Here is a 23,261-nt window from a genome sequence, read left to right on the forward strand (position 1 = left end):
GCCCCAAGGCTGCGCGGTGTTCCGCACACCCTCGCCCAAAAACTGTGCGACAATCCGCACAGTCAGTCGCGGCGATAATCCTCGGCCCGCAGGCCGTGGCGGCCGAGCTTGTCGTAGAAGGTCTTGCGCGGCAGCTTCAGCGCCTCGGCGGTTCGGGTGGCATGGCCGCCATACCGCCGCAGCGCCTCGATCAACAGCGACCGCTCGACCCGGGCGAGCTGTTCGGCGAGGCCGCCCCCTTCGTTCTCCGACTCTGGTGCGTCGAGGCCGGGATCGAGCCCCATTGCCACCCGCATCGCCACGCTGGTGAGGGCGCGCGCGTTGCCCGGCCAGTCGCGCGCCATCAGCCGGGCCAACAGGTCGGAATCGATCTCGGGCATGGAGAGGTTGGCCTGCTCGCAGGCCTGCGCGACATAGTGCCGGAACAGCACCGGGATGTCGTCGGGCCGCTCGCGCAACGGCGGGATGGTGACGCGCATCAGGTCGAGCCGCCAGAACAGTTCGGGGTTGAGCCGTCCGGCCTCGGCTTCGGCCGCAGGATCGCGGGTGCTGCCGCCCAGTACGCGCGGGCGAGTATCGCCGCCCTCGAGCCGGCCCAGAAGCGCGTATTGCGTGCCGGGCGGCAGCATCGTGACTTCGTCGACATAGAGAGTGCCGCCGCCCGCCTCCTCCATGGCCGCCGCGAGCCCTGCCTCGTCGAGCGCCGCACCGGCCCGCTTGACGAAGGGCGCGCGGGCCGAGGCCGAGAGCAGGTGGATCACCTCGGCGACCTTGGAGGTGCCGCTGCCGGGCGGGCCGCAGACAAGCGCTTCGGCTGAGGCCCGCGCGATCGCCCGCACCCGCTCGCGCATCGCCTCGGCCTGGGCCGAGCGGCCGACCAGCATCCGGGACGCCGCGTCGCCCGCGACGCTCGCCGCTCGCGCGCGACGCGCCGCCAGTACCTCCGCGCGCAGGCCCAGCGCCTGCTTCACCGTGGCGACGAACTCCTTGGGGCCGCAGGGCTTTTCGAGAAAGGCATGTGCGCCCTGCTCCATCGCGCGGACCGCCATCGGGATGTCGCCCTCGCCGGTTAGCAGGATCACCGGCAGCTCGGGATCGACCTCGCGCGCGCGTTCCAGCAGGTGGAACCCGTCGCGCCCCGGCATCCGGATGTCGGTGACGATCACCCCGTCGAAGCCCGGCGCGATATGGTCCTTGGCCGCGACGTAGGAGCCCGCGAGGATCGGCTCCAGATCGGCGAGATCCAATGTCTGGCCCAGCGCCTCGCGCACCTCGCGGTCGTCATCGACCAGCAACACCCGCTTCGTCATGCCGCCTCGCTCGCCTTGGCGAGATCGAGTTCCACGGTGAACTCGGCCCCGCCCTCCTCGTGGTTGCGGCCCCGTATCGCGCCGCCAAAGCTCTGCACGAGCCCATAGGAGATCGAGAGCCCAAGGCCCATCCCCTCGGAGGCACCGACCTCCTTGGTGGTGTAGAACGGATCGAAGATCCGGTCCGGTTCGCCGATACCCGGCCCGCTGTCGCGCACCGTGAGACGGGCCCGGTCGCTCATTCGCGCGATCTCGATCGCGAGCCGCTTTTCCTCGCGCCCCTCCATCGCGTCGATCGCGTTGCCCACGAGGTTCAGCACCACCTGCTGCAGCCGCACCTCGCCGCCGCGCACCGTGACCGGCGCCTTTGGCGGGGTCCATTCCAGGGTCACCTCGGCCTGCCGGGCCCGTGCCATCGCCATCTCCAGCGCCGCCTCGACGACCGCCACGAGGTCCACCTCGACCACCGCCGCGCTCTCCTGCCGGGCGAATGCGCGCAGGTTGCGGATGATCCGGCCCATGCGGCGCACCAGCTCGGAAATCCGCTCGAGATTGCGGCCCGCCGCCTCCGCATTGCCACGCGCGAGGAAGGTCTCGGCGTTCTCGGCAAAGCTGCGGATCGCCATCAGCGGCTGGTTCAGCTCGTGGCTGATCCCGGCGGACATCTGGCCCAGCGCCGAGAGCTTGCCCGCCTGCACCAGATCGGCCTGCGCCCGCCGGAGCCGCGCCTCGGCGGCGGCACGTTCTGCCACTTCGCGCTGCAGGCTGGCATTGACCGCCTGCAGCGCCACCGTGCGCCGCGCCACCCGCTCCTCAAGCCGGGCATTGGCGCGCGCCAGCGTGCGCCGCCGGATCGTGGCAAGAAACAAAAGCGCCCCGAAGGCGAGGCAGAGCGCCGCCGCCGCAGAGGCCTGCAACAGCGCGATGCGGCGCGCCGGCGCGGTGTCGAGAAGCGCCTCGCCGGTCAGGCCGATCACCGGCAGGGGCTGCGACAGGTGCAGGCCCCGCTCGGGCAGATAGGGACCGGCGCGCATTCGCCAGATCTCGTGCCCGGCCTCGCGGACGCGCCCGACCAGCCCCAGATCGCTGCGCCCGACCAGCTCGGAGCGGTTCGAGACGAAGACCTCCCCCGCATCGTCGGTGAAGAACAGCGCCGGCGGATCGCCGCGCCAACCCGCCTCGATCGCCTCGACATCTGTGACCACCACCACGGCGCCCGCGACCGGCCCTTCGGGCGAGAAGATCGGCGCGGCGAAGAGGAAGATCCGCCGCCCGTAACGGCGGCTCGACAAATGCGCGACGCCAAGCGCCCCGTCCATCGCCCGCTCGAACCACGGCGTACCCGCATCGCCGCGCCGTGCCACGGAACCGGCCGCCGCGATCTGCCGACCGAACCGGTCCAGCAGCACGATGTCGAGCGCGCCGGTCATGTCGGCGGTCTGGCGCAGCAGCGCCGTGGCCCGCCCGCCATCCGGCCCGTCGAGACGCGGCGCGAGGTAGGGGTGCCGCGCGGTCAGGACCGAAAGCTGGCGGTAGCGCTGCAACTCGCTGGTGAGCCTGTCCGAGGCCAACGCTAGGTCCGAGGCGCCGCGTCGCGACATCTCGGACAGCGCGGCGCGATAGCCCCAATGCTGCACCGCCAGCGCCAGCGCCGCCACCAGTGCCAGAAATCCGAGCACCCGCAGCGCCCGCCTGATCCGCGACCCGTCCATGACGCCCATCATATCGTCTGCGCGCTTGCCAAGGCCAGAGCCACGGGCCAACCTCCCGATCATGCAGGAGTTGTCCCAATCCCCGACCGAGCCCGCCTTCGTGCAGAACCCCTACCCGTTCTATGACCGGGCGCGGGCGGCGGGGCCGCTGTTCCGCTGGAGCGAATATGACATGGCCTGCGCCACTTCGCATGCCGCCGTCTCCGCGATCCTTCGGGACCGGCGCATGGGCCGCGAGGTGCCGCTTGAGCGCGCGCCCGAGATTCCACAGCATCTTGCCGCCTTCTATGCCTGCGAGGCGCATTCGATGCTGGAGCTGGAGCCGCCCGCCCATACGCGGCTGCGGGGACTGGTGCTGCGCGCCTTCACCTCGCGCCGCGTCAACGCCCTGGCACCCGAAATCGAGGCGCTGTGCCACCGGCTGATCGACGGCTTCCCGCAGGGTCCGTTCGACCTGCTCGACGCCTATGCGCGGCAGGTGCCGGTGATCGTCATCGCCCGGCTCATGGGCCTGCCCGAAAGCCGCGCCGACGACCTGCTGGCCTGGTCCAACGCGATGGTCGGCATGTACCAAGCCAAGCGCACCCGCGCGATGGAGGACGCCGCCGAGATGGCCACGCAGGCCTTCTGCGACTTCCTCGCGGTCTATATCGCCGAAAAGCGCCGCAACCCGGCCGACGACCTGATCTCGGAGCTGATCGCCGCCGAGCAGGAGGGCGAGAAGCTGAGCACCGAGGAGCTGGTCTCGACCTGCATCCTGCTCCTGAACGCAGGCCACGAGGCGACGGTGCATTCACTTGGCAATGCCGTGCGCACCCTGCTGATGCACGGCCATCGCGAGATCGACGCGGCCTGCGTGGAGGAGCTGGTGCGGCTCGACCCGCCGCTGCACATGTTCACCCGCTGGGTCTACGAGGATCTGGAGATCTTCGGCCAGCGGTTCTCGCGCGGCGACCGCATCGCCTGCCTCTTGGGTGCGGCCAACCGCGACCCGGAGGTCTATCCCGACCCGCATCGCTTCGACCCCGCGCGCCGCGGCCCGGCGCATCTGGGCTTCGGCGCGGGCATCCATTTCTGCGTCGGCGCGCCGCTGGCGCGGCTCGAGATGCAATGCGCGCTGAGCCTGCTCATGCGCCAATGCCCCGATCTGGCGCTGGCCGAGGCGCCGCGCTATTCGGACCTCTATCATTTCCACGGGCTGGAGCGACTGATGGTGCGCGCGTTCTGACGCCGGATCACCGCCCACCGATCAGAGCGGCAGCGCCACCGTCGACTTGATCTCCTCCATCGACAGCAGCGCGGTGACGCTCTGCACCCGCACCTCGGCGATCAGCGCCTGGTAAAAGGCGTCATAGGCGCGCGCGTTGCGGACCCGCACCTTCAGGATGTAGTCGATGTCGCCCGCGAGCCGGTGCGCCTCCTGCACCTCGGGGCGGTCGCGCAGCGTGGCGAGGAACTTGGCCTGCCAGTCGGCCTCGTGGGCGCTCGTGCGGATCAGCACGAAGAAGCAGGCCTCGAAGCCCAGCGCCTCGGCATCGAGCACCACGGTCTGCGGGCCGATGATGCCGCGCTCGCGCATCTTGCGGATCCGGTTCCACACCGGGGTCTTGGACGAGCCCACCGATTTGGCGATCTCGTCGAGCGAGCGACCCGCGTCGCGCTGCAACTCGATCAGGATCTTCCGGTCGATCTCGTCAGGCTGGAACGACATTCGCGGCACTCCTCGGTTTTGGAACGCATGTCCCCCGGAAGGCTCCCAGAAGAACACGCATTCCTTATCTGCCCGGCCGGGTGGCCAAAAGCAAGACATCTGTCCTATATCGACGTCAGAACACAGGACGGAGATCGCGCCATGCCCCGCAAGTTCACGCCCAAGGTCGTGACCGCCAACCGCCTTCTCGAGGGCGACGCCGTCTGGCTGACCGCCGACGGGCGCTGGACTCCGGACATGCGCGAGGCCGAGCTGATCGACGAGGAGGCGCATGCCGAGCTGCGGCTGCTGGCGGCGCAGAGCCAGGCCGACATCGTCGTCGGCCCCTATCTCGCCGATGCCAAGCCCGGCGCCGAGGGCCCCGAGCCCACGCATTTCCGCGAAACCTTCCGTACCCGCGGTCCGTCGAACTACGCCCACGGCAAGCAGGTGGAGCTCTGAGCATGTATCACTACAACGACTTCGACCGCGCTTTCATCCAAGAGCGCGTGAACCAGTTCCGCGGCCAAGTGGAGCGCCGGATCGACGGTTCGCTCAAGGAGGAGGAGTTCCGCCCGCTTCGCCTGATGAACGGCCTCTACCTGCAGCTGCACGCCTACATGCTGCGCGTGGCGATCCCCTATGGCACGCTCAATTCCGACCAGATGCGCACGCTGGCGCTTCTGGCCGAGAAGTGGGATCGCGGCTACGGCCATTTCACCACGCGCCAGAACATCCAGTACAACTGGCCCGCCCTGCGCGACGTGCCGGACATGCTGCAGGCGCTGGCCGATGTTGGCCTTCACGCGATCCAGACCTCCGGCAACACGATCCGCAACGTGACCGCCGACCATTTCGCCGGGGCCGCCGCCGACGAGATCGCCGATCCGCGCCCCGTGGCCGAGCTGCTGCGCCAGTGGTCCACCGATCACCCGGAATTCCAGTTCCTGCCGCGCAAGTTCAAGATCGCCGTGACCGGCGCGGCGCATGACCGCGCGGTGATCCAGGCCCACGACATCGGCATCCAGATCGTCGAGAACGCCAAGGGCGAGATCGGCTACAAGGTGCTGGTCGGTGGCGGCCTCGGGCGCACCCCGATGATCGGCAAGGTGATCGAGGAGTTCGTCAGCCAGGAAGACCTGCTGCCCTACTGCGAGGCGATCGTCGCCGCCTACAACCTGATGGGCCGGCGCGACAACAAGTACAAGGCGCGCATCAAGATCACCGTCTTCGAGAACGGCCTCGACGCGTTCCGCGACGCGGTGAACGAGCAGTTCGCCCGCACCAAGCCCGCCTTCTCGGGCGTGGACGTGAAGCTGTTCGAGGAGATCCGCGCCCAGTTCGCCCCGCCCGCGTGGCGCAACGCGCCGGTCGAGGCCTATGACGCGGCCTATGCCGCCGACCCGCTGTTCCGCAGCTGGGCCGATACCAACCTCGCGCAGCACCGCGCCGACGGCTACGCCATCGTGTCGGTATCGCTCAAGAAGCCGGGGCAGACGCCGGGCGATGCCACCGCCGAGCAGATGCGGGTGCTGGCCGAGCTCGCCGATCTCTACGGGCACAACGAGCTGCGCATCAGCCACGAGCAGAACGTGATCATCCCGCATGTCCACAAGTCGGACCTGCCAGCACTTCACGCCAAGCTGCGCGAGCACGACCTCGCCGCGGCCAATATCGGGCTGGTCTCGGACATCATCGCCTGCCCGGGCATGGATTACTGCGCGCTGGCCACGGCCCGTTCGATCCCGGTGGCGCAGCAGATCGCGCTGCGCTTCGAGGAGCTGAAGCTGGAGCACGACGTGGGCCCGCTCAAGATCAAGATCTCGGGCTGCATCAACGCCTGCGGCCATCACCATGTCGGCCATATCGGCATCCTCGGGCTCGACCGCGCCGGGGTCGAGAACTACCAGGTGACGCTGGGCGGTTCGGGCGACGAGACCGCGAGCATCGGCGAGCGCGCCGGCCCCGGCTTTTCGGCCGAGGAGATCGTGCCCGCGATCGAGCGGCTGGTTCTGGGCTATCTCGACCTGCGTTCGGGGCCGGAAGAGACCTTCCTCGCCGCCTATCGCCGGCTCGGGCCCGCGCCGTTCAAGGCCGTGCTCTACCCCGAGCAAGAGGCGAAGCGGGAGCGGGCTGATGCTGCATGAGACGCCACATCGCATCGACGAGACCATCCGTGACCTGAACGCCCGCTACCGCCACCATGGCGCCACCGCGGTGCTGGAAAAGGCGCTGGCCGAGCACGCGCTCGGCCGGATAGCCCTGGTCAGCTCGTTCGGCGCGGAATCGGTCGTGCTCCTGCACCTCGTCTCGGTGATCGACCGCACCACCCCGGTGCTCTTCGTTGACACCGAGATGCTGTTCGCCGAGACGCTGGCCTACCAGATGGAGCTGACGGAGCGGCTGAACCTCAAGAACGTGCGCACCATCAAGGCCCGTCCCGAGGCGTTGGCCGAGCACGACCCCGAGAACCTGCTGCACAAGTCGAACCCCGACCTGTGCTGCGCGATCCGCAAGACCGAGCCGCTGCAACGCGCGCTCTCGGGCTTCGACAGCTGGATCACCGGGCGCAAGCGCTACCAGGGCAAGACCCGAGCTGCGCTCGAGTTCTTCGAGAACGAGGACGACCTGCGGATCAAGATCAATCCGCTGGCCCACTGGACCAGCACCGACCTGCAGGACTATATCGCCGAGAACCGCCTGCCCCGGCATCCGCTGGTGGCGCAGGGCTACCCCTCGATCGGCTGCGCGCCCTGCACCAGCAAGGTCGCGCCTGGCGAAGACCCCCGTGCCGGTCGCTGGCGCGACAGCGACAAGGAAGAGTGCGGCATACATTTCGTGAACGGGAAGATGGTGCGCGGCAAGCCCGCCGAAGCCTGAAACCGATCCGGCGAAGCCGCAGATTTGAAGACTGATGAACAGGGGCCCGGCCCCGAGAGGACGAGATGACCGTGATCGTGACCGACAAGGGCTTCGCCCCAGACGACTTCACCGGCAGCTTCGTGCCGCTGGCCGAGGTGAACGCGGCCGACACCGCCGTCGAGATCGCCCCCGGCGACGACCCGCGCGAGCTGGTCGGGCGTCTGGGCGAGATCGCCGCCATCCGGGTGCTGTTTCCCGCCTTTTCCGACGGGCGCGGCTTCACCCATGCGCGTGACCTGCGCTCCCTGGGCTTCACCGGTCGACTGCGCGCCGCGGGCCACGTGATCGCGGATCAATACGCCATGGCCCGGCGTTCGGGTTTCGACGAGGTCGAGATCTCCGACGATCTGGCGCAGCGCCAGCCCGAGGACCAGTGGCGCGCCCGCGCCGACTGGCAGGCCCATCACTACCAGGCGCGGCTGCGCGGTTGAGCCGCCTTTACCCGTAACGCCTCCTCCCCTATTCGAGCCGAACGAGAAAGACATGACCGAGCAAAGCCCAGTGACCCAGACCAACGCCGCCCGCGTCGCACAATCTCCCGACGGACAGGTCGTGACCGCCGTGCGTCACTACACCGACAGCCTGTTTTCGTTCCGGATCACCCGGCCGGCGAGCCTGCGCTTCCGCTCGGGCGAATTCGTGATGATCGGCCTGATGGGCGACAACGGCAAGCCGCTGATGCGCGCCTATTCCATCGCCTCGCCGAACTGGGACGAAGAGCTGGAATTCTACTCGATCAAGGTCGCCGACGGCCCGCTCACCTCGAAGCTGCAGCATATCCAGGAAGGCGACCACGTCATCCTGCGCCCCAAGCCGGTGGGCACGCTGGTCCATGACGCGCTGATCCCGGGAAAGCGGCTGTGGCTGTTCTCGACCGGTACCGGCTTCGCACCCTTTGCCTCGCTGTTGCGCGATCCCGAGACCTTCGAAAAGTTCGAGCAAGTCATCGTCACCCATACCTGCCGCGACGTGGCCGAGCTGACCTATGGCCGCGAGCTGGTCGAGAGCGTCAAGACCGACGAGATGCTGCGCGAGCTGATCGGCGAGGAGAACCTCGACAAGCTGGTCTACTATCCGACCACCACGCGCGAGGAGAGCCCGAAGATGGGCCGGATCACGCATCTGATCGAGAATGGCGAGCTGTTCTCGGATCTGGGCGTGCCGGCGCTCGATCCCGAGACCGACCGGGCGATGGTCTGCGGCAGCCTCGCCTTCAACCTCGACATCAAGGAGCTGCTCGAGAAGGCCGGCCTGCGCGAGGGTGCCAATTCCGACCCGGCCGAGTTCGTGATCGAGAAGGCCTTCGTCGGCTGAGCCCGTCCGCATCGACATGAAAAAAACGCCGCGCGGAGCGATCCGCGCGGCGTTTTCGTTTTGCCTTGCTGGCGATAGGCGGCCCGGTCATCCGGGCCGCGCCACCCTCACTCGACGCCCAGCTCGGCGCGGATGTCCTCGAGCAGCGAATCGCGGATCGCGGGATAGCGGCGCGCGCGCTCCAGCGCGGTGGCCAGCTGCTCGCGGCGCTCGCTCTCGAGCGCGCTGTCGGCGATCGCCTGCTGTACCGCCTCGTAGTCGAAGGTTTCGGGCTCGAGCGCCGCGTCGAGGATCGCGAGACCTTCGTTGCTGCCGGCGGCCTCGGTACCGAGCGTTTCCTCGGCCTCTTGCTCGACTTCCTCGGCGAGGTTCACATCATCCATCAGGATCACCGGCTCCGCGCCCTCGGGTGCGGGGATGGTCTCTTCCTCGACCTCGTCGGTCAGCGCCTCGGTATCGGCGGCACCGCCTTCGGGCGGGGTGATCTCGCCGGCTTCGTCATTGGGGGTGATGTCGGCGGCGGGCGCCTCGGCTTCTTCGCCGGCGATGTCGGCGGTCGGCGGCTCCGCCAGCTGGCCGACTTCCTCGTCGGTGGCCTGATTGGTCGTGACCTCGGCGTCGTCACCGCCCCAGATCGTAGTCACCACGACGACCGCGAGCACCGCGGCGGCGATGATGCCGACAATTTTCATCATTGCGCTCATCCTTGCTGAAAATCCTGAACCTTTGTCGGCCCACATAGCACGGGTCATGCCAGATGCCACCGCGAGAGGGAAGCGCAACAGGCGCATTGGCCTTGTTTTGCGGCTTGAATCGCACTACCGGGGCGATTACCTTTCGCCCTACCCAATCGAACAACCGAAGGACTTGCACCATAGCCCGCAGACCTCACAACGCGCCGCCAACGCGCGACACCGGCCCTCGCGTCAACGATCGTATTCGCGTGGCCGAAATCCGACTGATCGGACAGAACGGCGAGAATATCGGCGTCGTCAGCCCCGAGCGTGGCCTGGCCCTTGCCGAAGAGGCCGGTCTCGACCTCGTCGAGATCTCGCCCAATGCCACGCCCCCGGTCTGCAAGATCATGGACTTCGGCAAGTTCAAATACGAGACGCAGAAGAAAGAGGCCGAGGCCCGCAAGAACCAGAAGACCTTCGAAATCAAGGAGGTCAAGTTCCGCCCCAACACCGACACGAACGATTACGACGTGAAGATGCGGAACGTGCTGCGGTTCCTCGAAGGCGGCGACAAGGTCAAGGTCACGCTGCGCTTCCGGGGCCGCGAGATGGCGCACCAGGAGCTCGGCCGCGAGCTGCTCGAGCGCGTCGCCTCCGACGTGGCCGAAATCGGCAAGGTCGAGAACATGCCGAAGATGGAAGGCCGCCAGATGGTCATGATGATCGGGCCGACCCAGAAATAATCCGCCTCGCGCGCAAGCGCCGATGCGAAAGGCCGCCCATCGGGGCGGCCTTTGTCATTTCCGGCTCGGCTCCGAGCACGGCGCGACCGTGGACTGTACAACTGACGGCTGATTCGGCCGGGATTGCCGAAGCGGAATCGGCGCCCGGCTTGCGGGGGCGGTTGCCGATATTGAGTGGCTTGGCAGAACGCGAACGGGCCGCCCCTTTCGGAGCGGCCCGTCCTCATCGGGCGCGAAGCCCGTCACCTTGGCCTTATTGCGCGGACGCCACCTGCTGCAGCAGCGGCGTGATCCGGCGCACCGTGGCGCGGCGGTTCGCCTGCACGTCGCCCTCGCTCTCGACCTTCAGGAACCGCTCGCCATAGCCCTGCACCACGAGGTTCTCGGGCGGGATGTCGAAGTTCTCGGTCAGCGCCAGCGCCACCGTCTCGGCCCGGCGATCCGACAGGGCGAGGTTGTAGGCATCGTTGCCCACGGCGTCGGTATGACCTTCGATCAGGAACACCTCGCGCGGGTTCTCGGCCAGCCGATCCTCGATCGCGAGACCGAGATCGACCAGCGTCGAGGCCTGCTCGGGCCGCAGCGCCGCCGAACCGGTGGCGAAGGTCAGCGTGTCGAGATCGATGGCCGGCACCAGCGAGCGCACCGCCTCGATCTCGCGCACCTGCCGCAGGCTGTAGTTGCGTCCCGTATCGACCGCAGCCTCGGCGCGCAGCGCCTCCAGAAGCGCGGCCCGGTCGGCCTCGGCAGCCGAAAGCGTCACCGGCGCCGGTTCGATTTCGCGCAGCGACCGCACATCGACCGGCTCGGTCTGGGCCAGATCGTCGAACAGCTCGATCTCGGTGCCGTCGGCGAAGATCCGGCTGCGGCGCAGAACGCGGCCCTGCGCGTCGCGGATCGTCACCACCTTGGTGCCGTCCTCGCGGGTCAGCGTGGTGCGGGTCGAGCCATCATTGAACGTCTCGGTCCGCAGGTCAGCGCCAGGCTGGCGCAGCAGCGCGTCGTCGTCGCGGTAGATCTCGAGCCCGTCGTCGCCCTCGACCACGACCCGGTCGCCGGTATTGGCGACGACTTCGCGGCCATTGTTGAGAAGCGAGCCGACGGCGACGGCACCGATGCCCAGGAGCAGCGCCTTCTGGAAGTCCGAAAGACCGTCGTCATCATCCTCGGCCTCGGTGGCCTGCGCTTCGGCAGCGGCATTCGCGTTCACCTTGGCGGCGAATTCCTCGTCGCTCTGACGCGAGTTCTCCTCGTCGATCTCGGTCTCGGTGACCTCGGCGACCTCGGCCTCGTTCGAAGCGGCCGCCGCCGCGACGGCCTGCTGCGGCTCCTGCGCGGTCGGATCGACGTCCTGCTCTTCGGCATTGGCGCGGCGCTCGGCACGGCGGGCCTCACGCTGGGCGCGGCGCGCGGCACGCTCCTCGGCGGTCAGCTTCGGCGCAGCCTCCTCGGCGGCACCGGCCTCGGCCTGCTCGCCCTCGGCGCTGCCCGCCTCCGCCTCGAGAGCGGCCTGCGCCTCGGCTTCGATCTCGGCCTGCTTGGCGGCTTTCTTAGCAGCCTTCCTAGCAGCCTTGCGCTCTGCCTTGTCGGCAGCAGCCTGCTCTTCGGCTTCGGCCGCAGCCTGGGCTTCTGCCTCGGCTTCGGCCTGCTGTTCGGCCTCGGCTTGCGCCTGTGCTTCGGCAGCCTCGGCCTCTGCCTGCGCTTCAGCCTGGGCTTCTGCTTCGGCCTGTGCCTCGGCCTCCTGACGGATCTGCTCCTCGGCTGCAGCGCGTTCGGCAGCCTGGGCCTCCTCGGCACGTGCTGCTTCCTCGGCCGCCTGTGCTTCGGCAGCCTGTGCTTCTGCCTCGGCCTGCGCCTGTTCGGCCTGTGCCTCGCCCTGCGCCGCGGCACCGGTCACGGCGTCAGCGGCCGCATCGGCGGCGCCTTCGACCGCCTCGGTGGCCGTGTCGGCTGCATTGGCAGCGGCCCGGTTCGCGGAACGGGCGGCGCGCAGCGCCTGCTGGATCGCTTCGCGGTCGCCGCTCAGCAGCAGGTCGAAATCGAGACCGGCCTCCGCGGCCGTCTCCGCGTCGATCTGGCCGGATTCGGCGAGCTTCTGCAGCACGCGGGCCCGCAGTTCGATCAGCGGCGTGCCTTGCGGATCGGCTTCGCCTTCGCAGGGCGGGGTCGCCCCGTCGGAGCAGAACAGCGCCTCGCTGCCCTGCTGGGCGGAGGCCAGCGGCGCGAGGTTCGGCAGCATGAGCGACAGGCTGGCCACGAGGGCCGTGGTCGTGCGGTAGCTTCGTTTCATCAGAATCTCCTCTCGGACCGCTCCGCGTCGGACGGGACCGGCATTGCCAGTGCAACGCGGGCGGTGGCGGCATGGGTCCGTGAGGGGGCGCGCTATGCAATAACAGCGTGGCGTCATGGGATGGTCGCGGCGCCACAGGACGGAATAAGAGCACCGGCCTTGCCAATTTCCGCCGTAATCGCGCAGGATTTTAGAAAGCCAAGGGACAGTCCCCACCTCCCCCAGCCGCTGGAGCGCCAGATGAACGAAATGTTGCCCGATCCGGAGATCGATCTGAGCGGCCTGCCCGTCGAGGCCTGGCAGCAGGGCATCGACGCGATCGGCGAGGAGCATGGCTATTACGAGCGGCTCGGATCGGACCACGCGGCGCTCTTCATCGATGCCGGGCCTCGGCTGCTGGTCAGCTTCGAGACGCGCGACGCGATTCGCCGCAACCCGCGCGGCCTGCCGCGCGGCTTCGAGATGCTGCAAAGGACCGGGTGGTCGCTCCTGGTGCTGATCTGCGACAACGAGGGATGGTTCAGGGCGCCGCGCGTCTGGAACTATGTCGACCGGCTGATCGACGAGGGCTTCTTCGAGGATTTCGAGCGGGTGCTGTTCTACGGTCACCACGCGACCGGCTATGCCGCCGCTGCCTTCTCGGTCGCTTCGCCGGGGGCGCGGGTGCTGGCGTTGCGCCCCATCGCCACGCTGGATCCGGAGGTGGCGGGCTGGGACCGGCGCCACCTCGCGGCGCGCCGGCTCGATTTCACCAGCCGCTATGGTTACGCCCCCGACATGATCGACGCCGCCGAGCGGGTGACGGTGATCCACGACCCGCGCCATGCCGCCGACGCGGTCCACGCCGCGCTGTTTCGCAGGCCCAACGTCACGACGCTGCGCGCGGCCCATGCCGGGGCCCGGCTGGAGCAGATCCTCGATCAGGCGGGCCTCATCCCCGAACTGCTCGAACTGGCGATGGAGGACCGGCTCGACCGCGCGGCCTTTGCCCGGCTCTGGCGCGCCCGGCGCGAGAACGCGCTTTACCTGCGCGGGTTGCTGCGACAGCTCGAATCGGCCGACCGCCCGGCCCGGCTGGCGCGGCTGTGCCGCCATGGCCTCGCCACGCCCGAGGCCGCGCATTACGCGCGTCGCCTAGAGGCTCTGCCCGGCTCCGCGCCACGCGCCACGGGCCCGGTTTCGCGCGCCAGCTGACCCGAGGACCGTGAGGGTCGTGACCTATGGTCAGGCCGCGCGGCCCGGTGTAGGAGGTCGGCCATGAAAGACCTACGCCCAGACCGGATCACGATCCGCCGCCCGGACGACTGGCACCTGCACCTGCGCGACGGCGCGATGCTTCGGGCCGTGGCTCCGGAGAGCGCCCGCCATTTCGGCCGGGCCATCATCATGCCCAACCTCGTGCCGCCCGTGGTCACCGCCGCGCAGGCCGAGGCCTATCGCGAGCGGATCCGCGCCGCCCTGCCCGAGGGATCGGGCTTCACGCCGCTGATGACCCTCTATCTCACCGAGGACACCGATCCCGAGGACGTGCGCGCGGCGCATCGCGCGGGCATCGCGACGGCGGTGAAGCTGTACCCGGCCGGTGCCACCACCAACTCGGCCTCCGGCGTGCGCGACTTCGACAAGGTCCGTCCGGTGCTCGAGGCGATGGCCGATATCGGCATGCCGCTCTGCGTGCATGGCGAGGTGACCGATTCCGCGATCGACATCTTCGATCGCGAGGCGGTGTTCATCGACAAGGTGCTGAAGCCGATCCGTCGCAAGACGCCGGAGCTGCGCGTCGTCATGGAGCACGTGACCACCGCCGACGCGGTGGATTACGTGCGCGACAGCCCCCGCAACCTCGCCGCGACGATCACCACGCATCACCTGATCATCAACCGCAACCACATCCTCGCCGGGGGCATCAAGCCGCATTACTACTGCCTGCCGGTCGCCAAGCGCGAGCGGCATCGCGTGGCGCTGGTACAGGCGGCGGTCTCGGGCGATCCGCGCTTCTTCCTCGGCACCGACAGCGCGCCGCACAGCGATCCGGCCAAGCTGCAACCCTGCGGCTGCGCCGGGATCTTCACCGCGCCCAATACCATGTCCTGCCTCGCCGAGGTGTTCGAGGCGGCGGGCCGGCTGAATCATCTCGAGGCCTTCGCCTCGCTCAACGGACCGCGCTTCTACAAGCTTCCCGTCAACGAGGACACCATCACCTTGGTCCGGGGCGCGCCCGTGACCTATCCCGAGCGGATCGAGACCGGCGACGGCCCCGTGACCGTGTTCGACCCCGGCTTCGCGCTGCACTGGCGCGTCGAAGACTGACCCTCCCCCGACGCATTCCCTACACGAAGAGTTCGAGATGATCCCCACCGGCTACCCCCCGAAGGACGAGATCGCGCGGCTGACCGCGCGGATGCTGCTGGAAATCGGCGCGGTGAAGTTCAACGCGACCGAGCCCTTCACCCATGCCTCCGGCAAGCAGGCGCCGACCTATGTCGATTGCCGGATGCTGATCTCGTTTCCGCGGATCCGCGCCACGGTGATGGATTTCCTGGCCGTGTCGATCATGCGCGAGGCGGGCTTCGAGGCCTTCGACAACGTCGCGGGCGGCGAAACCGCGGGCATCCCCTTCGGCGCGATGATCGCCGAGCGGCTGGCGCTGCCGATGACCTATGTGCGCAAGAAGCCGAAGGGCTATGGCCGCAATGCCCGGATCGAGGGCGTAATGACCGAGGGCCAGCGCGCGATCCTGGTCGAGGACCTGACCACCGATGGCGGCTCGAAGCTGAGCTTCGTCGAGGCGATCCGCGAGACCGGCGCGTCCTGCGACTGGACCGCCGTGATCTTCTATTACGGCATCTTCGAGGGCGTGACCGAGGCGCTGGCGGAAAAGGGCATCGGCCTCATCCACCTGTGCACCTGGTGGGACGTTCTGGCCGAGGCCCGCGCTTCTGAGGCCTTCGACGCCGGGACCCTCGACGAGGTCGAGCGATACCTCCGCAACCCGACGGGCTGGGCGGCGGCGCGTGGCTGAGAGGTGACGGTCGGCCAGCAATGGCCGATCCCGCCCGCCCTAACGGAAACCAGATGTTGACCCGAAGCCGCGATCCGCGCCAAGATGTGGCAGGGCGCGGCTTCTCCACCGGTTATCCACAGCCTTATACAAGTTGCGTCCCCGCCCCGTCGCATCCTATCAGCGACGATACGCGCCGCGGGCACGGCGCGCGGGCCAAGGGGTAGCAGCGATGAACGAGATCACGACATTCCGTCCGGGTGCGCTCGAAGAGGCGAAGCCGGACCAGATGCCGCATTCGATCGAGGCCGAGCAGCAGCTTTTGGGCGCGATCCTCACCAACAACGACGTGTTCGACCGGATCGCGATGATCGTGTCGAAGGACCATTTCTACGACCCGGTCCACGCCCGCATCTTCGACGTCGCCGCCCAGCGCATCGCCAAGAACGCGCTGGCCTCGCCTGTCACGCTCAAGACCTTTCTCGAGGATGACGAGGGGCTCAAGGAGCTGGGCGGCCCGGCCTATCTCGCGCGCCTCGCCGGCGCCGCGATCTCGGGCTTTGCCGCGCGCGACTACGCGCAGATGATCTACGACCTGGCGATCCGGCGCGAGCTGATCATGCTCGGCCGCGACATCGCCGACCGCGCCGCCAAGGTCGAGGTTTCCTCCGAGCCCAAGGAGCAGATCGTCGAGGCCGAGCAGAAGCTCTACAAGCTGGCCGAACAAGGCAGCTCGGAATCGGGCTTCCAGTCCTTCCTGCGCGCCGTGACCGACGCGGTGAAGGTCGCCAACGCCGCCTACCAGCGCGATGGCGGCCTCGCCGGCGTCTCGACCGGTCTCGTCGATCTCGACAAGAAGCTCGGTGGCCTGCATCGCTCGGACCTGCTGATCCTCGCGGGCCGCCCCTCGATGGGCAAGACATCGCTCGCGACCAACATCGCCTTCAACATCGCCAAGGCCTACAAGCGCGGCATCACCCATGACGGCACCGAGGGCGCCGTGAATGGCGGCGTCGTCGGCTTCTACAGCCTCGAGATGTCGGCCGAACAGCTAGCCGCACGTATTCTCTCCGAGGCCTCCGAGGTGCCGTCCGAGCAGATCCGCCGCGGCGACATGACCGAGGCCGAGTTCCGCCGCTTCGTCGATGCCGCCAAGCAGCTCGAGAGCTGTCCGCTCTACATCGACGATACCCCGGCCCTGCCGATCTCCCAGCTCGCCGCCCGCGCCCGCCGTCTCAAGCGGACGCACGGGCTCGACGCGCTGTTCGTGGACTATCTCCAGCTGGTGAAGGGCACCGGCAAGGGCGAGAACCGGGTGAACGAAATCTCCGAGATCTCCCAAGGCTTGAAGGCCATCGCCAAGGAACTCGATATCCCCGTCGTCGCGCTGTCGCAGCTGTCGCGTCAGGTGGAAAGCCGCGAGGACAAGCGGCCGCAGCTTTCGGACCTGCGGGAATCCGGCTCGATCGAGCAGGACGCCGACGTGGTGATGTTCGTGTTCCGCGAGGAATACTACAAGGAGCGCGAGAAGCCGGGCGACCACGAGATGGACAAGATGGCGGTCTGGCAGGACGAGATGGAGCGGCTGCACGGCAAGGCCGAAGTCATCATCGGCAAGCAGCGTCACGGCCCGATCGGCTCGGTCGACCTCAGCTTCGAAGGCCGCTTCACCCGCTTCGGCAACCTCGTGAAGCCTTGGCAGGACGGCGGCCCGCGCGAGTTCTGAGCGCTCAGCCCCCGGCGAGATCCTTGAGGATCGGGCAGTCCGGCCTCTCGTCACCGGCGCAGGCCTCGATCAGCTCGCCCAGCGTTGCGCGCATCTCCTTCAGCCGCGCGATGCGGGCGTCGATCTCCTTGGCGTGGCGCTGGGCAAGGCCGCGCACCTCGGCGCTGGCCCGGCCCCGATCCTCGTAGAGCGACAGCAGCATGCGGCAGTCATCGATCGAGAAGCCCAGGGATCGGGCCCGGGCCAAAAAGGCGAGCTTGTGCACCTCACTCTCGCCGAAACGACGATAGCCATTGCCATCGCGATGCGGCGCGACCAACCCGATATCCTCGTAGTAACGGATTGTCTTGGCGGGCAGACCAGCCCGGCGCGCGGCCTCTCCGATGTTTATGACGTCTCTCCCATGACGGGTTTCATGGCCCGCAGCCGCAGCGCGTTCGACAATACCAGCACCGACGAGGCCGACATCGCCGCCGCCGCCAGCACGGGCGACAGCAGCATGCCGTTCCACGGGTAGAGCACCCCTGCCGCCACCGGGATCAGCGCGACGTTGTAGCCGAAGGCCCAGCCGAGGTTCTGCCGGATGTTGCGCATGACCTTGCGGCTGATGGCCAGCGCATCGACCGCCGCGCCGATCCGGCCCGAGGACAGCACCACCTCGGCGCTCTCGATCGCGACCTCCGTGCCCGATCCCATGGCGATCCCGACATCGGCCGAGGCAAGCGCCGGGGCGTCGTTGATGCCGTCGCCCACGAAGGCCACCGGACCGCGGGCGCGCAGGCCCTCGATCGCGGCGAGCTTGCCTTCGGGCAGCACCTCGGCCTCGACATGATCGATGCCGAGATCGGCGGCGATGGCCATTGCGGTGGCGCGGGTGTCACCGGTGATCATCGCCACCTCCAGCCCCATCTCGCGCAACGCCGCGACGGCGGCGCGCGCCTCGACGCGAACCGGATCGGCCACGGCCAGCGCCGCCGCCGCCACGCCGTCGATCGCGACCAGCACGGGCGTGCGACCCCTCTCGGCCTGCGCCCGGGCCAGCGGTTCGAGCCGCGCGGCGTCGATCCCCGCCTCCAAGAGCAGCCGCGCATTGCCGACCAGCAGCGCCCGCCCGCCGACATGCCCCCTGAGGCCGCGCCCGGGCACCGCCTCGACCGCCTCGGCGGTCTCCATCGGCAGCCCGCGTGCCTGCGCTGCCGCCACGATCGCCGCGCCGAGCGGGTGCTCGGACTGCCGCTCCAGCGCCCCGACGAGGGCAAGGATCTCCGCCTCGTCATGTCCCGGCAGCAGATCGAGATCGGTCAGCGCCGGGCGGCCTTCGGTCAGGGTGCCGGTCTTGTCGAAGGCCACCATGCGCACCCCGTCGAGCGCCTGCAGCGCATCGCCGCGCCGGAACAGCACGCCGAGCGTGGCCGCGCGCCCGGTGCCGACCATGATCGAGGTCGGCACAGCGAGGCCCATGGCGCAGGGGCAGGCGATGATCAGCACCGACACCCCGGCGACCAGCGCATGGGTCAGTGACGGCTCGGGCCCGAAGCCCAGCCAGAGCAGGACGGTTAGCGCCGCCAGCCCCAGCACCGCCGGCACGAAGCGCAGCGTGATGCGGTCGACAAGCCCCTGGATCGGCAGCTTCGCCCCCTGCGCCGCCTCGACCATGCGGATGATCCCCGCGAGGCGGGTTTCGGCGCCGACACGGGTGGCGCGCACCCGCAGGACGCCGGTGCCGTTGACCGTGCCGCCGGTGACCGCGTCGCCCGCGCGCTTGGCCACGGGGAGCGGCTCGCCGGTCAGCATCGCCTCGTCGACCCGGCTCTCGCCCGAGATCACCTCGCCATCGGTGGCGATCCGGTCGCCGGGGCGCACCAGCATCACGTCGCCGGGCTGCAGATCGCCCGCGTCGATCTCGATCGTCTCGCCATTGCGCTCGACCCGCGCCACCGGGCTTTGCAGGTCCACAAGCGCGCGGATCGCGGCGCCGCTGCGGCCCTTGGCCCGCGCCTCGAGCGCCCGGCCCAGCAGGATCAGGGTGACGATCACGCCGGCGGCCTCGAAATAGACCGCGCGCGCCGCCTCCGGCAGCAGGGCTGGCGCGAAGGTGGCAACACTCGAATAGCCCCATGCCGCCAGCGTGCCGAGCGCGACAAGGCTGTTCATGTCGGGGGTACGGCGCCACAATGCCGGCAATCCGCGCGCCAGGAACACCCGGCCCGGCCCCGCCAGCACCAGACTCGTCAGGACGAACTGGATCAGCCAGCTGCCTCGCATGCCGATCGAAGCCTCGATCGCCATGTGGAAGCCCGGGACCATATGCGCGCCCATCGCGAGCACCGCCACAGGCAGGGTCAGCGCCGCCGCGATCCAGCTGCGGCGGCTCAGTTCCGCCGCCTCCTCGGCCTTGCGATCGCGAGGTGCCTCCATGGCAGCCCGATCCCCGGCGTCCCGTGCCGCGTAACCGGTGGCCTTCACCGCCCCGATCAGTTCCGGCATTCCGGCCGATCCGGCGAAGCGCTCGATCTCGGCCGTTTCCGCCGCGAGATTGACCCGCGCCGCGATCACCCCCGGCACAGCGGCGAGCGCGCGTTCCACCCGGCCCGAACAGGAGGCGCAGGACATGCCCTCGACGCGCAGCCGCACCGTCTCGCGGCGCACCGGGTAGCCCGCGCGGTCAAGCGCCGCCACCAGTTCCTCCGCCTGCCCGCCCAGCACCTCGGCCCGCTCCGTGGCGAGGTTCACGCGGGCCTCGGTCACGCCCGGCACGGCGCGCAGGCTGCGCTCCACCCGGCCGACGCAGGAGGCGCAGGACATGTTGTCGATCTGGAATGCGAGCGGTTGGACGGTCATCCGGCGATCCTTCGGTGGGCCGGTGCGACACTTAGGGTTCCAGTCATGGGAAGGTCAAGACGCGGCCCTGCCTGTCATTGGATAACAGCGGGGCGGACTTGACCCGAGCGCCTCGCGCCCCCTCATATCGAATGCACATCTTTCGCAGGAGGCACCGATGGCGACCTACTCGATCCCCGACATGAGCTGCGGCCATTGCCGCGCCGCCGTGGAAACCGCGATGCGCGAGCTCGACCCTTCGGCCAGCGTTGCCGTGGATCTGGAGAGCCGCACCGCCGAGATCGCCAGCGCCGCACCGGACGAGGCGGTTCGCGCCAAGCTCGCCGAGGCGGGCTATCCGGCGAAAGCCGTCGGCTGAGACATCCGGGCCGGCTGCCGCCGCACGAACATGGCGGCGCGGGCCGGGCCGAACGACTGATGAGGACGATCAGATGAGCATCACACGCCGCAGCCTTCTCCTTGCCGGGCTCATGGCGCCGATCGCACGAAATGCGCGCGCCCATGAACGCGCCGCGCTCCTGCCGACGGAGGTGCGGGTCCATCCGGGGCTGATGCCCGGAGACATCTACGTGATCCCCGAGGACTTCCATCTCTACCACATCCGCCGGCCCGGGATCGCGATGCGCTACGGCGTCGGCGTCGGCCGCGCCGGGCTCGAGTTCAAGGGCGCAGCGGTGATCCAGCGCAAGGCGGAATGGCCGTCATGGCGACCGACCGACGACATGATCGGGCGCGAGCCGGAGAAATACGCGCAATACGCCGATGGCGTGCCGGGCGGCCCGGAGAATCCGCTCGGGGCGCGAGCGCTCTATCTCTATCGCAACGGGCGCGACACCTATTACCGCATCCACGGCACCACCGACCCCGAGACCATCGGCAGCTCGGTCTCGAACGGCTGCATCCGGCTGCGCAACGAGGACGTGATCGCGCTTTACGACGCGGTGGAGATCGGCACGCACGTCACCGTGGTCTAGCCCACCCCCGGGACGTGTTCGACCGCGACGCGGGCGGCCTGCAGCGGTTCGGGCAGCGTCGCGGCGGCGCCGGGCACCAGCACCACGACCCGCGCGCCCTCCTGCGCCGCCGCCAGCCCCGCGCCCACCGGATCGTCGGAGACGAGGCGCTCGGCGTCGCGCCGGGCCAGTTCGAGCAGCGCCGGCGGCAGGTCGGGGCCATGCACCACGAGATCCGCCTCCTGCATCCGGCGCACGCCGCGCAGGCTCAGCAGATCCGCCTCGCCCGGCCCGGCGCCGACATAGGCCACCGAGCCCTCGACCGGGCCGGGACCTTCGTCGAGCCGCGCCTTGAGCAGTTGCGCGGCGCGGCGTTCGGAGCCTGCCGCATGGGCCGCGCGTACCGGGCCGGAGAAGACCCAGACCCAGAAATCGCGCCGCGCCCGGGCCGAGAAACGCTGCCCGACCGCGCCGCGCATGCGACCCGCCAGCGCCGCCAGCGCGCCGAGCCGCGGCTCGAGCATGGTTTCGACGGCGGTCTTGATCTGCCGCCCCAGCACCGGCGCCGTGCCCTCGGTGCCGATCGCGACGACGACCGGGTCGCGGTCGACGATCGAGGGGGTAAGCGCGTCGCACAAGGCCGGGCGGTCGACCACGTTGACCACCGGCGCGCCCAGCGCCTTGGCGAGCGCGTGCAGCGCCCCGTCCGCCCCGGCCGAGCCGGTGGCCACGAAGACCAGCGCCGCGCGCTCGAACAGACCGGCCCGGATCTCCTTGGCATCCTCGAGCCGCACCCGCCCCTCTTGGGCCAGCGCGCGCAGTTCCTCGTCGAATTCGAACCCCGCCACCACGATCTCGGCATCGGTGCGGATCACCAGCCGCGCCTTCTGCGCCGCCTGCTCGCCGCCACCGAGGATCACGATGCGCCGCCCCGTGGTGGCGAGGAACATCGGGAAGGCCTTCATGCCGCGTCCTTTCCGGGCAGCGCGGCACGGTCGCGGGCCTGCCAGAGCGCCTCGGCCAGCGCCTCGGCCCGCGCCAGCCCCGGCGCGGCGCCCAGCGCCAGAAGCGCCAGCGCGGCGGTCCCGGTGACCAGCGCCGTGGCGAAGGCATCGTCGCTCTCGCCGAGCCAGAGCCGGCGCAGATCCTCAGGTCGACCGCCCGGATCGGCGAGCCGCCTCGTCTCGTCGCGCAGCGCCTGCGCGGTCAGATCGACCTCCGCCCCGCCCAGCAGGCCGAACAGCTCGATCTCCTTCGAGGGGTTGCGCTCGAACTCGCCGCCGGCGCCCTTGAGGATGAGCAGGTTCTCTTGCCCCATCAGCGCGCCCGCATCGGCCTGCAGCCCGCGATAGGGCGGGTGGAACACGCCTTCGACCTGTGCCCGCGCGCCGAACGGATTGGCAATCCGAAGCACGGTGTTGATGCAGGATCTCAGGCCGAAGACCTCGCGCAGGCGGATCAGCCGGTAGCCGTCGGGCGACCAGGCCTCCAGCGGCACATAGGCGATCGAGGCGCTGTCGAGCGCGCGGCCCAGCGCGTCGCCGGTCTCGGCCACGGGAATGCCCAAGCCCGGCAGCGCATCGCGAATCTCGTGGCGATGCGCGTTCCAGCCATGCAGCGCGACGCGGTGCCCCGCCCCCGCCACCAGCTTGGCGGCGAGCAGGAACCAAGGCAGGCCGCGGGTCCGCCCGGCGGCATAGGAGGGCCAGTCGAGATCGGGGGCGGCCCGGCGCCAGTCCTCGCCGCTCGCCAGCGCGTCGGCGAAGCCCGCGATCTCGGCCGCGTCCTCGCCGCGATAGCGCATCACCATCAGCAGCGCTCCCGCCGCCTCTGGCGCGGCGGTCCCGTCGAGGATCAGCCGCAGCGCCTGCGCCGCCTCCTCGCGGGTCAGGTGACGACCCCGCCCCGGCCCGCGCGCCACGGCCCCCACGAACGGCGCGAGCGCGTTGGCGTCGCGCGATACGGATGGCTGCGTCATGTCCATGGCCCTTTTCGTCGGAATCACGCCTCAGATTAGGGCGCCAGAGGCGCAGAGGAAGGGCATGGGGTCAATGCGACCTGCGCCGCCGGGCCGGGCGGGCT

At 69.4% G+C, this 23,261-nt stretch carries 22 protein-coding genes; 13 read left to right on the top strand and 9 right to left on the bottom strand.

Going from position 1 to position 23,261, the window contains the following annotated elements; translation table 11 throughout:
- Positions 1-62: 62 nt before the first annotated feature.
- A complete protein-coding gene (locus tag ACRAQ3_RS10640) occupies positions 63-1,310 on the bottom strand; it encodes a sigma-54-dependent transcriptional regulator (RefSeq protein ID WP_269396007.1) in 1,248 nt (415 codons plus the stop codon).
- Positions 1,307-3,022 carry a sensor histidine kinase gene (locus ACRAQ3_RS10645; RefSeq protein WP_432256278.1) on the bottom strand — a complete coding sequence of 572 codons (1,716 nt, stop codon included), beginning with the start codon at positions 3,020-3,022 and terminating at the stop codon, positions 1,307-1,309. Before ACRAQ3_RS10645 ends, ACRAQ3_RS10640 begins: the two co-directional genes overlap by 4 nt.
- A gap of 61 nt (positions 3,023-3,083) precedes the next feature.
- Between ACRAQ3_RS10645 and ACRAQ3_RS10650 the strand changes: the two genes are divergently transcribed.
- Positions 3,084-4,250: a cytochrome P450 gene (locus ACRAQ3_RS10650; RefSeq protein WP_432254603.1), complete on the top strand. Its 1,167-nt coding sequence runs from the start codon at positions 3,084-3,086 to the stop codon at positions 4,248-4,250.
- A 21-nt stretch (positions 4,251-4,271) separates the two neighbouring features.
- On the opposite strand, the gene ACRAQ3_RS10655 is transcribed toward ACRAQ3_RS10650, so the two are convergent.
- Entirely contained in the window at positions 4,272-4,733 is a 462-nt protein-coding gene (locus ACRAQ3_RS10655) for an Lrp/AsnC family transcriptional regulator (protein ID WP_017928309.1), read from the bottom strand.
- A gap of 141 nt (positions 4,734-4,874) precedes the next feature.
- On the opposite strand from ACRAQ3_RS10655, the gene ACRAQ3_RS10660 reads away from it, so the two are divergent.
- The 5 genes from ACRAQ3_RS10660 to ACRAQ3_RS10680 all read left to right on the top strand — a co-directional run bounded on the left by ACRAQ3_RS10660 (position 4,875) and on the right by ACRAQ3_RS10680 (position 8,948).
- On the top strand, positions 4,875-5,174 hold the full coding sequence (locus ACRAQ3_RS10660) for a DUF2849 domain-containing protein (RefSeq protein ID WP_085895688.1): 300 nt from the start codon (positions 4,875-4,877) through the stop codon (positions 5,172-5,174).
- A 2-nt stretch (positions 5,175-5,176) separates the two neighbouring features.
- On the top strand, positions 5,177-6,859 hold the full coding sequence (locus ACRAQ3_RS10665; protein ID WP_432254604.1) for a nitrite/sulfite reductase: 1,683 nt from the start codon (positions 5,177-5,179) through the stop codon (positions 6,857-6,859).
- Positions 6,849-7,592, top strand: a complete 744-nt coding sequence (locus ACRAQ3_RS10670; protein ID WP_432254605.1) for a phosphoadenylyl-sulfate reductase — start codon at positions 6,849-6,851, stop codon at positions 7,590-7,592. The genes ACRAQ3_RS10665 and ACRAQ3_RS10670 overlap by 11 nt, the downstream gene beginning before the upstream one ends.
- 65 nt (positions 7,593-7,657) lie before the next feature.
- Positions 7,658-8,065 carry a DUF934 domain-containing protein gene (locus ACRAQ3_RS10675; RefSeq protein WP_432254606.1) on the top strand — a complete coding sequence of 136 codons (408 nt, stop codon included), beginning with the start codon at positions 7,658-7,660 and terminating at the stop codon, positions 8,063-8,065.
- A 52-nt stretch (positions 8,066-8,117) separates the two neighbouring features.
- Positions 8,118-8,948 carry a ferredoxin--NADP reductase gene (locus tag ACRAQ3_RS10680; protein WP_269396012.1) on the top strand — a complete coding sequence of 277 codons (831 nt, stop codon included), beginning with the start codon at positions 8,118-8,120 and terminating at the stop codon, positions 8,946-8,948.
- A 107-nt stretch (positions 8,949-9,055) separates the two neighbouring features.
- On the opposite strand, the gene ACRAQ3_RS10685 is transcribed toward ACRAQ3_RS10680, so the two are convergent.
- Positions 9,056-9,643 (bottom strand): hypothetical protein, encoded by a 588-nt coding sequence (locus ACRAQ3_RS10685; RefSeq protein WP_432254607.1) that lies wholly within the window; start codon positions 9,641-9,643, stop codon positions 9,056-9,058.
- 179 nt (positions 9,644-9,822) lie between these two features.
- Here ACRAQ3_RS10685 and infC point away from each other — a divergent pair, with 179 nt between their 5' ends.
- Entirely contained in the window at positions 9,823-10,368 is a 546-nt protein-coding gene (infC, locus tag ACRAQ3_RS10690; protein WP_373568006.1) for a translation initiation factor IF-3, read from the top strand.
- 253 nt (positions 10,369-10,621) lie between these two features.
- Here the strand turns inward: infC and ACRAQ3_RS10695 are convergent, their stop codons facing one another.
- Entirely contained in the window at positions 10,622-12,658 is a 2,037-nt protein-coding gene (locus ACRAQ3_RS10695) for an OmpA family protein (RefSeq protein WP_432254608.1), read from the bottom strand.
- 240 nt (positions 12,659-12,898) lie between these two features.
- Between ACRAQ3_RS10695 and ACRAQ3_RS10700 the strand changes: the two genes are divergently transcribed.
- From ACRAQ3_RS10700 to ACRAQ3_RS10715, 4 genes are all read left to right on the top strand, one after another.
- Positions 12,899-13,852, top strand: coding sequence for a hypothetical protein (locus ACRAQ3_RS10700; protein ID WP_432254609.1), 954 nt, complete (start codon positions 12,899-12,901; stop codon positions 13,850-13,852).
- Positions 13,853-13,915: 63 nt separating this feature from the next.
- Entirely contained in the window at positions 13,916-14,968 is a 1,053-nt protein-coding gene (pyrC, locus tag ACRAQ3_RS10705) for a dihydroorotase (RefSeq protein ID WP_432254610.1), read from the top strand.
- Positions 14,969-15,005: 37 nt separating this feature from the next.
- Positions 15,006-15,680 (top strand): orotate phosphoribosyltransferase, encoded by a 675-nt coding sequence (locus ACRAQ3_RS10710; RefSeq protein ID WP_269396018.1) that lies wholly within the window; start codon positions 15,006-15,008, stop codon positions 15,678-15,680.
- A gap of 211 nt (positions 15,681-15,891) precedes the next feature.
- Positions 15,892-17,385 (top strand): replicative DNA helicase, encoded by a 1,494-nt coding sequence (locus tag ACRAQ3_RS10715; RefSeq protein ID WP_085895678.1) that lies wholly within the window; start codon positions 15,892-15,894, stop codon positions 17,383-17,385.
- Positions 17,386-17,389: 4 nt separating this feature from the next.
- On the opposite strand, the gene cueR is transcribed toward ACRAQ3_RS10715, so the two are convergent.
- Complete coding sequence (gene cueR / locus ACRAQ3_RS10720; RefSeq protein WP_269396019.1) at positions 17,390-17,776, bottom strand: Cu(I)-responsive transcriptional regulator; 387 nt, start codon at positions 17,774-17,776, stop codon at positions 17,390-17,392.
- Complete coding sequence (locus ACRAQ3_RS10725) at positions 17,773-20,226, bottom strand: heavy metal translocating P-type ATPase (protein WP_432254611.1); 2,454 nt, start codon at positions 20,224-20,226, stop codon at positions 17,773-17,775. Before ACRAQ3_RS10725 ends, cueR begins: the two co-directional genes overlap by 4 nt.
- A gap of 157 nt (positions 20,227-20,383) precedes the next feature.
- Between ACRAQ3_RS10725 and ACRAQ3_RS10730 the strand changes: the two genes are divergently transcribed.
- Both ACRAQ3_RS10730 and ACRAQ3_RS10735 read left to right on the top strand, forming a co-directional pair.
- Positions 20,384-20,584, top strand: a complete 201-nt coding sequence (locus ACRAQ3_RS10730) for a heavy-metal-associated domain-containing protein (RefSeq protein ID WP_370162943.1) — start codon at positions 20,384-20,386, stop codon at positions 20,582-20,584.
- Positions 20,585-20,657: 73 nt separating this feature from the next.
- On the top strand, positions 20,658-21,200 hold the full coding sequence (locus tag ACRAQ3_RS10735; RefSeq protein ID WP_432254612.1) for a L,D-transpeptidase: 543 nt from the start codon (positions 20,658-20,660) through the stop codon (positions 21,198-21,200).
- On the opposite strand, the gene ACRAQ3_RS10740 is transcribed toward ACRAQ3_RS10735, so the two are convergent.
- Both ACRAQ3_RS10740 and ACRAQ3_RS10745 read right to left on the bottom strand, forming a co-directional pair.
- Positions 21,197-22,144 (bottom strand): NAD(P)-dependent oxidoreductase, encoded by a 948-nt coding sequence (locus tag ACRAQ3_RS10740; protein ID WP_432254613.1) that lies wholly within the window; start codon positions 22,142-22,144, stop codon positions 21,197-21,199. The genes ACRAQ3_RS10735 and ACRAQ3_RS10740 overlap by 4 nt on opposite strands.
- On the bottom strand, positions 22,141-23,157 hold the full coding sequence (locus ACRAQ3_RS10745) for a glycosyl transferase family protein (protein ID WP_432254614.1): 1,017 nt from the start codon (positions 23,155-23,157) through the stop codon (positions 22,141-22,143). Before ACRAQ3_RS10745 ends, ACRAQ3_RS10740 begins: the two co-directional genes overlap by 4 nt.
- Positions 23,158-23,261: the final 104 nt, after the last annotated feature.

Origin of the sequence: Limimaricola sp. AA108-03, assembly GCF_050847355.1 — a bacterium.
GTDB lineage: Bacteria > Pseudomonadota > Alphaproteobacteria > Rhodobacterales > Rhodobacteraceae > Limimaricola.